Here is a 13,266-nt window from a genome sequence, read left to right as displayed (position 1 = left end):
TTGTCAATAGGGATTCTTGAAAAATTTATCCTTCGATATCGGTCTTGATGTACCTTGGTAACAGAATATTCAGCAATTCTATGATATTACGAGATGTTAAGTCTAATTCTCTAAAATTGGGGGGTTAATCCGCTTTTAAAAGTTTTTCTACAAACTCAAATTGAAGGGTACACTCACCTCCTGATAAAGTAACTCCTCCACCCGACTCCTCATAAAACTTTTTATCTTTTTCTACCTCATGTATTATTTCACTTACCGTCATTTCTCTCCCTATCATTTTAAGTGCGTCGGGTATACACACATCGATACATTTCCCGCAGCTGATACACTTATTAAAATAAACATGATGCTTCCTATCCTCTATTTCATGCACATGTTGTGGACATATCTTTTCACATTCTCCACATAAAACACATTTTGCGCTATCAAAGGAAAGCTGCTTGTTCTTCGAGATAGACTCCGGATTGTGACACCATTTGCATCTTGCATTGCATCCTTTAAAAAAGACAGTGGTTCTAATGCCAGGACCATCATGTAAGCAAAACTTTTGGATATCGAATATCATTGCTTTTATATCTTTATTATCCTTCATAAGTCGTTCTCCTAATGATTTCATTTTGTACAACAGGGTTTAATTCTACAAATCTGGCACTGAAACCACCTATTCTAACAATAAGATTTCTATATTTATCCGGTTCTTTCATTGCATTCTCAAGGTCATCTTTCCCGACACAAGAGAAATTTAGCTGTACCCCATTATGATTAAAAAAAGTAACGACTACATTCTTCAACTTTTCGTATGAATTTTTAAACATTTTCTTTGTAAGTTTAATGTTATTAATTACTCCTACATGCTTTGTGTTGTTAAATTTTGACATTGAATTCAGAAGAGATGTCAGGCCATTCTGGTCTGCACCTATAGAAGCACCATTACCATTTGCCATAGGGTCTTTATATTTTCTTCCACATGCAGACGCAAGGCAGTATACTCCCCATTCTGCACTCATTGAATTATTTACGCTGACCATTAGATACTTGTTTAGCCCTACTCTTTTTCCCTCTCTCATCGTCGCTTCTGCAATATGATTGAATACTTTCTGTGCCATATTGTCAGCATACTCATCGTCATTCCCATACTTTGGCGCTTTCTTAAAAAGCTTTCTTTCTCTTTCATAGCCTTCAAAATTTGCATCCAACATCTCTACTACCTGTTGAAGCGTGAATTTTTTTTCATCATAAACAAGCTTTTTTATCGCTGAAAGACTATCTGCACAGCTTATCATACCAAATACTTCTGAAGCAGCATTGAGGTATCTTACGCCACCATCAAGTAACGGACAGCCCCTCTTGATGCAGTCATCCATAAGAAGTGAAATAAAAAGGTATCCTGCCTCTTCTCCTGCAACGTCATAATTCATTTTCATTTGTTCTGCTAATAATCGAACATTTCTTTCCACATATACACAATATTGTTCAAATAACTTATCGAACGTATCTAATTTTTCAATCCCACCAAAAGGTTCTTCTAATTGCATGTTCCATACTCTATCATAGCCATCATGCAAGACAAGCTCTAATGCCTTCAATAAATTAATTCCGTTATTTGGTGTACCTGTACTTAACCCTTCTAATACATATTCACCACAGCCAAAGGGGACATATCTTTCTGCTTCCTCCCTGCTAACTTCATAAGCTTTCATAATCGCAGGAACATTCGTCTCATCACTATATATAATCGGATAGCAGTAGCCCTCACCAATGATCTGTAGCGCTGTATCTAAAAGCTGTTCATTCATCCCTTTGTAATATCTTAAGGTCAGCTGTGGAACTACCTCTTTCACTCTCCTTGAAACTTCCATAATCGTAAGCGCAAGCCGATCCGCTTTCTCTTCATTTCTTCTGCCTACTCCTCCTACAATGACACGACAATCATGCACTTTTCCTATTCTTACAAAATGTCTCCACAGTGAACTTAAGTATTCTATAGCTTCTTCTTCACTGATAACACCGTTGTCTATATCATTACAATATAAGTCTCCTAAGTAAACATCCATTCTTCCGTAGTTCATTAAATCTGAAACCACTGCATATATCCAGAAAAGCTGTACACCTTCTTTAAAACTCGCAGGCTTTTGCATCTTAATATTTTCTAAAATATAAATCATTTCGCATAATTCTTTTCTCCTCTTTGTACGAGTTTCTTCTTGTAATAATTCTTTTGCATTCCTTATATATATGTCACAGGCCTTGCACAGTAAATCCAATGAACGTTCAAGGGCTTCGTAAAATGCATTGTCCTTCTGCTTTCTCGCCTTTTGAATTTCTTCTCTTAATCCCGGTATTCCAAGTCTAATAAGTTTATCGAGGTCTACATTAGTTCCGGCAATCCTTGCAAACGCATTGGCTAATCCCGGTTGTGTGTACGCTTGTGGAAGTATAAAACCATGAGTATCTTTAAATCGTTTATTCAGTTTGCTCATCGTTTGTTCTTCTTCCCAAAAATCTATCATTTCCTGTACCTGTGTAGCAAAATCGGATGTAATAGAACCTCCAAGCGCACCTAACGCCTTTTGTACCTGTTCTTTATGAAAATAATAGGTATATATGCCACCATACTGCGGACTAAATCCTACAAATCCGTGCTTCATAAATCCTGCGACTAAGTCCTTCTCCTGGATGGGCTGAAGTACATGCTCAATTTGCATTTCAAGACATTTTACCTCTCTTAACTCTTTCGGCATAGATAAACAGTTCTTATATAATTCAGTAAATTCTACAGCATACTCTAGCTCTTTTAAATAATCCATAATATCCCCCTTTTACCCTGAAATATAACTTTATGTGTATTCCATTATAACGAATGTATATTTTTTAGATACTCATTTTTTTAATCCAACATTGCATTTTTTAACATATGAGATATAATAAAAAATAAGAGGTGTTTTTATGGACTTCCCTGTTCATTTAGAAAAAATTAAGGATTTACGTACAAATGCATCCTGTGATTATCATATTGAAATTCATGAAGATAGAAAATATTTTATCCCTCATAGTCATAACTTTCTTGAGTTTAGTTATGTTATCCAAGGAATGGGTAGAGAAACTATAAATGGGAAATCTCATGTGATGAAGCCCGGAACATTTTCTATCCTTTTGCCTTATCAAGTTCATTCACTTTACTATGATTCCAATACACCTCTTAAATATTATGTAGTCACCATAAGTATGGAACTGCTTATAGGTAAAAATAATATTTTTTCAGAGTTGGGGGAACTATTACTTAGAAATCATCCGGATTTATCTTCTTCTATTCACCTCGAAGGGGATAAAGCTATAAAAATGAATGAGATATTTAAGCAAATGCATCATCATTATTATGATCAAACTCTCACAGGAAATATTCTTGCAAAGGCAAAAATAATTGAAGCACTTGCATTATCAGTAAACTGGAGGCAAAAATCTTCTTTATCATCAACCGCAAATCATACTAAATCCTCCATTACTCACACTCATAATAGTCGTTTTTGGGATATTGTTTATTACGTTCATACTCATTACAATGAAAGACTTTCCTTAAATTATTTATCTGAAGTTTTTGATATGAGCGTGCCTTATATAAGTACATCTTTCAAAAAAATACTGGGCGTTAAGTATTTGGATTTTTTAAATGAAGTTCGTATTCAAAATGCCTGTGCCCTACTTGCTTCAACAAATATCTCTATAACAGATATTGCCTATGAAACAGGCTTTGATTCCTATTCTACATTCTCAAGAGTATTTAAAAAGCTGCGAGGTGTAAGTGCAAAAGAATATCGTAAGTTAGTAAAGCATTAGTCTTGCTCTAAAATATGTTAATTTGTCATAAAAAGCAGTACTTTTTTCTAGTTCATTACATATGTGAGATAATTTAATAATTTTGATTCAACATTAAATGTTGAATCAAAATATTTAAAGCACCATATTTAGGACGGTCTATTGATTCGGGAGGGTAAGCATCAAAAAATATACGTTGTTCCCATAAAAATCTATCTCCGCCGATAAATGCAGATTTTCCACCATTGGTTGTGCCAGTACGAAATTGACCATGATATTGTCCCTGTTCTAACAAGTTTCCCATAACAGTTTTTCCGTTATTAGAAAATCTGTCGGTATGCAAATTTATGGTAATAGGTTTAGATAAAACTTGATTTATCAGCAAACAAACATCAACATTAAACGGCTTGCAAATTTTCTCTAAATATGCTGTATGTTCTGCATTTTTCGATTCCGCATATTTTCTCACTTTATCAATAGCGTCTTTTTGATAATGCAACACAATAACACCTCATTTCCCGCCAAATAAAAATAAACCTTTTAATCTTTGTTTCACATTTTTTTACCAATATGAATAGAGTAAAAACAAAGATAATATTTATTTCCTCGATACAACCATAAAGTGTGGACTCATTCCCATAATTTCTTCTTCGTTTTCTGTGTATCTTACAATATTTAACAATCTTTCCCTGCTGTTCTCATCTTCCCACTTTTCATTTAAACAGGGTGTAAACCAGATTATTCCTTCTATTGTATGCTTTTGGATTGTTTTAAAACCTACCGATTCAATTTCTTTTTGTAATTCTGATGGAGTTTGAAAATATGCCTGTGCAATTAAATTTGGATATTCTTTAGGTCTGATATGAATACCTGATGATAATTCATTTTTAATCATATTATAAAATATATCATCATCCAAAAAGTTATTGTCTTTTCCGTAGGCTGACAGTGCCCAGGTTGTAGAACTGAACTTTGAAATACCTACTGAAAATAAAAGACCACCTTTCTTCAAAACTCTTCTTGCCTAATTCAGAACTTGCAGTCTGTCATCCCTGTTTTGCAAATGGTACAACGGTCCCATAAGCAATACAATATCCGCACTTTCATCCGGTCTGTTAACATTTCTTGCGTCACAAACCTCTGCTATGTACGTATTATTTTCCTTTTGATTCTTAATTGCATATTCAACTGCCGATGGTGCTAATTCTAAAAGATGTACTTCGTTTCCCAACTCTGCGAGCCAAGAAGAGTAAATTCCGATACCTCCACCAATATCGTAAATTATATTATTAGTGCTGGTAATATATTTTTGCAATATTTCTTTAGTTCTATATAATTCTACTTTTCCAAGTCCTCTTTCTAATCTGCCTATTTCCGCACCAGCATTATAAAACTCAAATACCTCACTTATATTATCCATATATATCCTCCGTATAAGAATCTGTAAATATCAAATCATCTATCTCTAGTTTAAATTCCCAGTTATATAAAATAGATTTTATATATGCGTTATCAGTAATTTTAGTAACAGTCAATGCCTTGCCTTCTTTATTGAGTCTACTTTATTGAGTTTATCAATCGCACATTGTATGCACTTTTTATATAAATCCATAGGAGTTTCTTTAACAAAATTAAAGTTACTCATTGAACTGCTTATATAAATTTTCAATAAACGCATAGGCATCCTGCCAATTTAAATTTGCTGAATTACAGAGCAAGATAACACTAAATTCCTTTTCATAAAATCTGACAATGATACTTCTGAAACCTGCATCTCCACCTGTATGCCAAATTGTCTTTTCTCCGCATCGGTCTTGTATCATCCACCCATAACTATATCCACCCCATGATGCAGTTAATATATTGCCAGACGAGTCCAGACCTGGCTTAAATATTGCACTCTTCGTATCCTCTCTTATTAGTTTATCGCCATATAAGGCATCATCCCATTTTTTCAAATCCGATAAAGAAGAAAAAACATTCGCACATCCCGTTGCAAGTGTATCTACATAAAAACATTTCCACTGTTCTCCATTCTTCTCATACCCATAGGCTCTGTGGGATATGATTGGCTGTTCTTCATTAAAGACAGTGGTGTTCTGCATACCTATTACATCAAAAATATACTGTTTTAGGTAATTTCTAAATGTTAAGCCAGTTATTCTTTCAATAATCAATGCCAACATCACATAGTTGGAGTTAGAGTAATCAAATTTGCTGCCAGGAATAAAGCAAAGATGTTCCTCACTTTTCAACAGACTCAGAACTTCTTCATTAGTGGAATAAAGAGAATTATTTCTGGCTTTTTGCCAAAGAAGTTCATTATAATCAATTAATCCTGACGAATGATGAACCAATTGATAGATTGTAACATTATCAGCGTAATGCCGCAATTCTGGTATGTATTTAATCATTTTATCACTTGTATGAAGTTCTCCTTTTTCAATAAGTTGGAGAATAGCCATACCTGCAAACTGTTTTGAGACAGAAGCCAAATTAAAGACTGTATCTAAATCTATCGGTATTTTATGTTCACAATTTGCAAGACCAATCATATCCTTAAACACTATTTTGCCTTTTTGATTGGCAATAACTCCCATTCCAGGTGTGTCATTACTATACTTTTGGACAAAGAAGTCCTTTAAATATATGCTCATTACTTTTAAACCTCACATTCTATCGGAACATTTTTATTTGCATCCATCAACAATGGTGATAAAAACATTATTTTCTCGCCAAATATAAATCTATGGTGTCATATATCTTTAAAACATTGCCATATTCCAAGATAGCATTTTCAATTTCATTGTATAATAATTGCTTTGTGGGTTCTGGCATACTTCTATGGTCTGAATATGTATTTAATAGAGAAATATAATCTGAAGAGTTAAATACTCTTGTTTGGTGATGTAACTTTACTTGTAAGTATCTAAAACCATACGATTGAATAGTTTTTGCTATTTTATTATATGTTTCTGTATCATTTTCTATAGATTTTTTATTTGAGGAACTATACTTTTGGTATATACTTTAAATTTTTTGATGTAATAAATCATCTTCTCGTTTTACAAATGGTTTATTCCAAAACAATGCTAAAGTTCCACCATTTTTTAATATCTTTAATGCCTTTGGATAACCTATATCTTCAGGAATCCAATGAAATGCTGTTGCAGAGTAAAGAATATCAAAACTATTATCATCACATTTAAAATCCTCGAATGAAGTATTATATATACTGAAATTTTTATATTCTTTAAACTTTTCTTTCGAGTATTCTGCAAGGTCTTCTCCAATTTCAATGGCTGTTACAGTACAGCCTGTCGCTAGAAAAGGTACAGTTGCTTGACCAGTACCAATTCCAACTTCTATCGCTTTTTATTTTTATTAAGTTCGGAATATTGAATAATATCGTTGAATAATTCTTTACAATATGTTGGCCTCCATTTATCATAATTCTCAACATCTTCATTGAATGTAAGACGTTTATCCATTTTGTCCCCTCCCCATGTCATATATAAATAATCTTTGTTTCGTTATATTCTACTAATGTGTACCATATACCTTTATTTTACACACTATCATCTATAAAAACATCTACATTTTTATAGCCCATATCCAAAATTCCCGAACTCCAATAAATAAACTCGAAATAACCGATTATGCTTTAACATAAATAATACAACTTTATTTTTATTTTAATAGAACTTCTATCGGTTATAATTTTGTTTTTCTTTTTTAAAATTATTATACTCTCATTTTTGAAACAGAATAAAAAGAGTATGTTCTATAGGAAATGCAAATAAAGTCCTTGTATAAATTCCCTATTGATTACTGGCCTCATTACACTCTCTAAACTCATATCAAATCTCGTATTTCTAGTACTTTTCCTTGTTCCTTGCACATTTTAATAGCATAACTTTATTTTCACAATAAAAGAATTTTACCATCATTAAAAATACTTTTTTCATTTCCAGAATTCATTAATTGCAATTTATGAAACAGAAAAAATACGCCAAGTTCTTATAAAAAGTAAATAATGTCCTTTGTATCAAGAAATATAGGCAAAACATTTAATAGACTCTAAATGCTCTCAGCAACGTGAAGAATTAATTTTGGAATAACATTATTTCTAAAGAGCCAACTTTATTATTATAGAACTAACTTTATTATCACAGAGCAAACTTTATTATTTTATATACAACTCCTTATTCCTTATCCCCAAAACCCTTACCCCTAACTATGTATATTTAAAATAATCTCCGCTCCAACCCCCATACCCTCAACCCCTTATCTCTTCTCGCCTCAACCCTATTCTCCTAATTCTTTCCATATAATAAAGTCCACTCTAAATGTATATTTAAAATAATCTCCATTCCAACCCCCAAACCCTCTAACCCTTATCCCTTCTCGCCTTAACCCTATTCTCCTAATCCCTTCCATATAATAAAGTCCGCTCTAAAATTCAATATTTTCATTCCATTTAATAACATTTCTTCCTTAATTCTTGTAGTAATTTTTAAAATAAAGTCGGTTCCGAATAAGGGCAATGTGCAAGGGAAAAGGTATAAGGTTGCATTTTCTCATGTGTTTCTTCTAATCTTTTTTCAATTCTGCTACCAATATATAATACTCTCAATCCTTTAAAATCAATGCCTTTAGCCTTATTCCTTACCCCTTAACTCTAAACTCAATAAAAAGTAAATCCCGCAGCCGTTCAGGATTTTTCCTGCTTCGACTACGGGATTTTGGAACGAACTTTATTTTGACAGAGTCAACTTTATTATCATGGAGTGGAGTTTATTTTAGTTATACAGCAGGCTCCCTGCAAGGTATATTCCTTATTATGCTTCTTTCTTTTACCGTAAAGGTTCAATCATACTTTAAAAAAGATAAGAAATATTAAAGCAATAAGAAAAAGGTTTTGGTAGGCTTAAAATCTACTAAAACCTTTTTACTATAGTCCAGATTCAAAAGATTAAATATATCGTGCTGTCCTTTAACATTTCTAAAAATGCTGCATTATCTATCAATTTGTCTTGCTCCTCAATTGAATTATCCTGTTTTTTTCTTGTAAATTTTATTCTCCTCGTCTGCCTGTAACTGTCCAAAAAGGTATGAATATTTTGCTCATCTATATACCCAAGCCTTGTCCATTCATAAATCAATAAATCATTCGATTTGAAAGTTATGGAAGTGTTGCTCCTGTCTTTAAAGCGCTCGTCTTTATAAAGTATTTCTTTAGCCTTAGAAACAAATTCATATGTATCCCTGTCACTGCTGAAGATAGTTATAATATCAATGCTTCCACTGTAATAATAGGAAAAGATATAACTTAGAACGGAAATAGATATCTCTCCTGCATTTTTCCTTTGAATCCTGCCGTTTGAAAGTTTCTTTTGGTCTAGTCCCTCTTCATAAAACACGCTAAGCCATTCCTCATAAGGGTCTAAATCCTCTACAGGTCTATTTTTTAAGATGTTTTTCTTGATAAAACTAACAAGCCTGCTCACATTGTAACAGCAGTACAAAAACAGATAGTATAATTCTGCTTCTTTGTAATCTACCAATGTTAAATAATCAACTTCATCTATAATTTGGACCTTCGAACAATGTTTTAAATCATTTATGTAACTTTTTCTATTATCACTATCACAGACCTCAACCCATACCCATTTGGGGATAAGAATCATATCATACTGGCTAAATATCTTTTCAGGACTGACGCTCTTGCGTACCCATGTTAAAAATTCAACAGAGTTATTATCCAGGATGCAAATTTTGAGAGACCTGCCCGTGGAAAGGTATTTTTTTAAGTCATTTATGCTTTCTCCTTTCATTTGACAAGCCCCTCCACTCCTTTTTTAATTTTATTCTTTAGCGTGAGCAGAAACTGATAATTATCTTTATGATGGGAGACATCTGGGTTTTCTTTCATAACACTTTGTATTTTCTTCTCCAACCTACCTAAACTTACAACATATGAGGGTTTCACTAACTCTGCATCCAATTCCAAATCTATAAATTTTTGCACTAAGTTCTCAGGTTTATTATCAAAATGCTCAAGAATTTTTTCTTTTAAATCCAAATCATTATATTTTGTAACGGCTTCTTCAAACAGTTCTATCAGTACTGCCTTATATGGTGCCTTATATACATCCATGCATTTTATGACTCTGTCAATAAAATCTTCATCATCTAATGAATAGTAGTAGTCGTACACATTGCCAAAAATCATTTTTGCTGCAAAATAATCTGCTCTTCTTTCATTTAAATCCATATCAACGGCAATATTATGAGTCTCATCCCTTAAACTGAGGTCATAGAACAAATGGTATATTTCATGCCATGCAACAAAATATTGATAGACACGGGGCTGGGCTGTATTGATAACTGGTATTTTAATACTTCCCTTTGTAATAATAGCCCCGCCCCAATATTCATCATCGATAGGAATCTGGATTAAATGATTCTCTTTTAATACCGAAAAAGATAGTTTATCCTGCCCCGTTACTCCCAACTTATTAAACCTGACTGTAAAATCATTTGTTAATCTTAATATATCATCTTTAATCAGTTTATTTTTTTCAATAACCTGCTCAAGGTTCTTACTCGTTATTAATTCCGACATAATCTGCACCTTCTCAATTGTAATACAGTTCACACATATGAACTATATCCTCTAAGATACCAAACATCTCTTGAGCATTAGGATTCAAGGCATGATTCTCTGGAGCATTGTCAGACAATGCAAAAATAAGTTCCTTTTTCGTCTTAGATTTTGGAACATAGTTTAGTAGTTGTTCTTCATTCATGTTCTGGCTTTCCAAAATCTTTTGAATATGGGTTTTGAATGTAGCGAGGCTGTTAACTTCGCCTTTGATTAGTTCATTTAGAGTAGGTCTTGAAATATCAGTAATCCTCGAAAAAGAGGACTTTGTATATCCATTGTCTTTAATAATGTTTAAAATATTTTCACCTATTAATTTTCTATTTTCAAACAATAATTCAATGCTCATTTTTTACACCTCCTGCTATATTATACACCAAAAGTGTAAAAAAAGATACAGTTTGTAAAAAATATTTTTACAAACTTTTGAGGTTATCTTTTCAGTTGTAAAATTTTCTATAAGAAAAAAGCATCGGCAGAATTTAATTCCTGCTAATGCCTTTTCCCTATTGCCTAATGAAGAATGCAACCTTTTATTCTGTAATTCTTAATATAATCCCAATATGCTTTTACTTCATCGCTGTCTATCATTCCGAAGATGTTTTCAATATCATCATAAAACCTCTTATATGCATGTTGGATATAAGGCTTCATCTTTGTTCTTAGATGTGGTAATGAGAAATTGCAAAATACTAAATCCCTGAGAACTAAAAATTCTGCTATACTTATTTCAAATATAATTTCCTTCCTATTATAGGGTTCAGCCATCAAGATAAACAGTTTAGTCATTATCATTTCTGTGTTGTTGATATTTTCACGTATCGCAAAGTTGTTTATAATTTCTTCCTCATACTTTAATATCTCATAGTGTCTATTTACCTGCTGCAACAAAACCAATAGTAATTTCTTAGGAATCTTAATCTCAATACTTTCCTCATTAAACTTAAAATAAATTTCTTCTGGTTTCAAAAGCATATAATATTCCCTCCCTATTATTATGAAATTCCTATTCTGAACTTCATTTAATATAAGGAGGACTATATGCTCATAAGCCCCCTAACTACTTTAGACAATTATGCTTAGCAATGATATACTAAAATCAAGCAAGGGGGATGAAGATGCAACGAAGAAAATTCAGTCAAGAATTTAAAGAAAAATTAATCAAAGAAGCTCTCGAAACCGGCAATGCAAGTGTGGTTGCCAGAAAATACGATATTAATCCAACTGTGGTGAGTCGTTGGGTAAGGGATAGTAAGAAACAGCCCCAAAAAGAAATACAGAAAAAAGCACTTATCCCATATCAAAATCTATCTCAGGAGCCAACAGATCTTGATTCTGCCCTCAAGCAGATTCAGCAGTTAAAGGGAATTATCGGCAAGAAAGAGCTGGAGATCGAGGTTTTGTCAGAGCTTTTAAAAAAAACGAATGCACTATAACACACAAAATAGAAACAGCAAAGTGCTTCATAGATATTGGGTTTAATGCATCAGAGATATTCAGGATCCTTGATCTTAATCCATCTACGTACTATCATAGGATGGCCAATCCAGGCAGGGAAAGAACATATGCAGGTGGCAGGCCCATTCCCGGGTATTCTTTAAATAACAATGGGGAAAAAGTATGTGATGGTGAGATTGAAGAATACATTATGGATCTTATTAATGGTGAGGCTTTCGGTTATGGATATTATAAGATCCACATACTTCTAGAGCGTAGATATCACCTTATCATCAATCCCAAGAAGGTCTATCGTCTATGCGATAAGCTGGGCATTTTAAAGCCTCAAAGGCTGGTTAAAATCAAGTATCCAAGACGCATTGCCAAAAATCGGGAGATTACAGCCCCAAACCAGCTTTGGGAAACAGATATCAAGTATGGATACATATCCGGTGAGGATCGATTTTTCTACATCCTTTCAATTATTGATGTCTTTGACCGCAGTATCATTGACTATCATATCGGCCTTTATTGCACTGGAGAAGATGCAACATTTACCTTAAAAAACGCAGTAGAACGCAGAAATATTGATCCTAGTAAAGCAGGGATTGTAATACGTTCCGATAATGGCCCACAATTTATAAGTAGTGTATTTGAGAAAACTTGTAATAGTTTAGGTATTGAGCATGAAAGGATTCCTGTTAAGACACCCAACAAAAATGCTCATATAGAGGCTTTTTACCGTCTATTGGAAGATGATTGCCTATCCATCAATGAATTTAAAACTTATGCTCAGGCTTATATAGCTATTGTGGATTATATGGATTTTTACAACAATGTCAGGATCCATTCTTCTCTTAAATACCTACCACCGGCTGAATACTATCTGGCCGCTCTAGCAGGCAGCATAGCGCCATCTATCGTTAAAGTATAGCACACCGCTAACTTCAAAGGTTAGGATAAATTTTTTAAGTACTGTTTACCATGAGTGACGGGGTATGATAGCCTGGTAAGGCGCCAGCCGCAAAATCCCATAGCCTAGCCCTAAAAAATACCCGCGGGGATTTGTGCGGATGGCCCTTCGGCTGGAAATCATGTCCCGAGAGGCTCATTGTCAATAGGGATTCTTGAAAAATTTATCCTTCGATATCGGTCTTGATGTACCTTGGTAACAGAATATTCAGCAATTCTATGATATTACGAGATGTTAAGTCTAATTCTCTAAAATTGGGGGGTTAATCCGCTTTTAAAAGTTTTTCTACAAACTCAAATTGAAGGGTACACTCACCTCCTGATAAAGTAACTCCTCCACCCGACTCCTCATAAAACTTTTTATCTTTTTCTACCTC

At 33.4% G+C, this 13,266-nt stretch carries 16 protein-coding genes; 3 read left to right on the top strand and 13 right to left on the bottom strand.

The genetic code is table 11. The features are described 5' to 3' along the window. Positions 1–124: 124 nt before the first annotated feature. Both CIB29_RS00070 and CIB29_RS00065 read right to left on the bottom strand, forming a co-directional pair. A complete protein-coding gene (locus CIB29_RS00070; protein ID WP_157910153.1) occupies positions 125–592 on the bottom strand; it encodes a glycyl-radical enzyme activating protein in 468 nt (155 codons plus the stop codon). Further along, the gene (locus tag CIB29_RS00065; protein WP_094545523.1) at positions 582–2,807 is read right to left on the bottom strand and encodes a pyruvate formate lyase family protein; all 2,226 of its coding nucleotides are present in this window, start codon (positions 2,805–2,807) and stop codon (positions 582–584) included. Before CIB29_RS00065 ends, CIB29_RS00070 begins: the two co-directional genes overlap by 11 nt. Before the next feature lie 139 nt (positions 2,808–2,946). Between CIB29_RS00065 and CIB29_RS00060 the strand changes: the two genes are divergently transcribed. Next, positions 2,947–3,834 (top strand): AraC family transcriptional regulator, encoded by an 888-nt coding sequence (locus tag CIB29_RS00060; RefSeq protein WP_094545521.1) that lies wholly within the window; start codon positions 2,947–2,949, stop codon positions 3,832–3,834. Positions 3,835–3,907: 73 nt separating this feature from the next. On the opposite strand, the gene CIB29_RS00055 is transcribed toward CIB29_RS00060, so the two are convergent. The 11 genes from CIB29_RS00055 to CIB29_RS18750 all read right to left on the bottom strand — a co-directional run bounded on the left by CIB29_RS00055 (position 3,908) and on the right by CIB29_RS18750 (position 11,455). Continuing rightward, entirely contained in the window at positions 3,908–4,315 is a 408-nt protein-coding gene (locus CIB29_RS00055; RefSeq protein ID WP_157910152.1) for a DUF3626 domain-containing protein, read from the bottom strand. 96 nt (positions 4,316–4,411) lie between these two features. Further along, positions 4,412–4,825, bottom strand: coding sequence for a hypothetical protein (locus CIB29_RS18760; protein WP_198543672.1), 414 nt, complete (start codon positions 4,823–4,825; stop codon positions 4,412–4,414). A 12-nt stretch (positions 4,826–4,837) separates the two neighbouring features. Next, complete coding sequence (locus tag CIB29_RS18755) at positions 4,838–5,233, bottom strand: class I SAM-dependent methyltransferase (RefSeq protein WP_198543671.1); 396 nt, start codon at positions 5,231–5,233, stop codon at positions 4,838–4,840. A 217-nt stretch (positions 5,234–5,450) separates the two neighbouring features. After that, a complete protein-coding gene (locus tag CIB29_RS00045; protein ID WP_094545517.1) occupies positions 5,451–6,470 on the bottom strand; it encodes a serine hydrolase domain-containing protein in 1,020 nt (339 codons plus the stop codon). A 373-nt stretch (positions 6,471–6,843) separates the two neighbouring features. Then, the gene (locus CIB29_RS19095; protein ID WP_242965000.1) at positions 6,844–7,170 is read right to left on the bottom strand and encodes a class I SAM-dependent methyltransferase; all 327 of its coding nucleotides are present in this window, start codon (positions 7,168–7,170) and stop codon (positions 6,844–6,846) included. Between the two features lie 8 nt (positions 7,171–7,178). Continuing rightward, positions 7,179–7,304 (bottom strand): hypothetical protein, encoded by a 126-nt coding sequence (locus CIB29_RS19360; RefSeq protein ID WP_278335781.1) that lies wholly within the window; start codon positions 7,302–7,304, stop codon positions 7,179–7,181. A 927-nt stretch (positions 7,305–8,231) separates the two neighbouring features. Beyond that, complete coding sequence (locus CIB29_RS19355; RefSeq protein WP_278335780.1) at positions 8,232–8,360, bottom strand: hypothetical protein; 129 nt, start codon at positions 8,358–8,360, stop codon at positions 8,232–8,234. Positions 8,361–8,780: 420 nt separating this feature from the next. After that, entirely contained in the window at positions 8,781–9,650 is an 870-nt protein-coding gene (locus tag CIB29_RS00035; protein WP_094545515.1) for a hypothetical protein, read from the bottom strand. Then, on the bottom strand, positions 9,647–10,441 hold the full coding sequence (locus tag CIB29_RS00030) for an ImmA/IrrE family metallo-endopeptidase (protein ID WP_094545513.1): 795 nt from the start codon (positions 10,439–10,441) through the stop codon (positions 9,647–9,649). The genes CIB29_RS00035 and CIB29_RS00030 overlap by 4 nt, the downstream gene beginning before the upstream one ends. Before the next feature lie 13 nt (positions 10,442–10,454). Continuing rightward, complete coding sequence (locus CIB29_RS00025; protein WP_094545512.1) at positions 10,455–10,829, bottom strand: helix-turn-helix domain-containing protein; 375 nt, start codon at positions 10,827–10,829, stop codon at positions 10,455–10,457. A 164-nt stretch (positions 10,830–10,993) separates the two neighbouring features. Continuing rightward, positions 10,994–11,455 carry a hypothetical protein gene (locus tag CIB29_RS18750; protein WP_198543670.1) on the bottom strand — a complete coding sequence of 154 codons (462 nt, stop codon included), beginning with the start codon at positions 11,453–11,455 and terminating at the stop codon, positions 10,994–10,996. 143 nt (positions 11,456–11,598) lie between these two features. Here CIB29_RS18750 and CIB29_RS00015 point away from each other — a divergent pair, with 143 nt between their 5' ends. After that, positions 11,599–11,916 (top strand): transposase, encoded by a 318-nt coding sequence (locus CIB29_RS00015; RefSeq protein WP_094545510.1) that lies wholly within the window; start codon positions 11,599–11,601, stop codon positions 11,914–11,916. Further along, entirely contained in the window at positions 11,913–12,851 is a 939-nt protein-coding gene (locus tag CIB29_RS00010) for an IS3 family transposase (protein WP_117434588.1), read from the top strand. The genes CIB29_RS00015 and CIB29_RS00010 overlap by 4 nt, the downstream gene beginning before the upstream one ends. Positions 12,852–13,266: the final 415 nt, after the last annotated feature.

It is taken from the genome of Petroclostridium xylanilyticum, from assembly GCF_002252565.1.
GTDB lineage: Bacteria > Bacillota > Clostridia > SK-Y3 > SK-Y3 > Petroclostridium > Petroclostridium xylanilyticum.
Note: the sequence above shows the minus strand (reverse complement) of the source record. Positions and strands in the feature narration are given on the sequence as shown.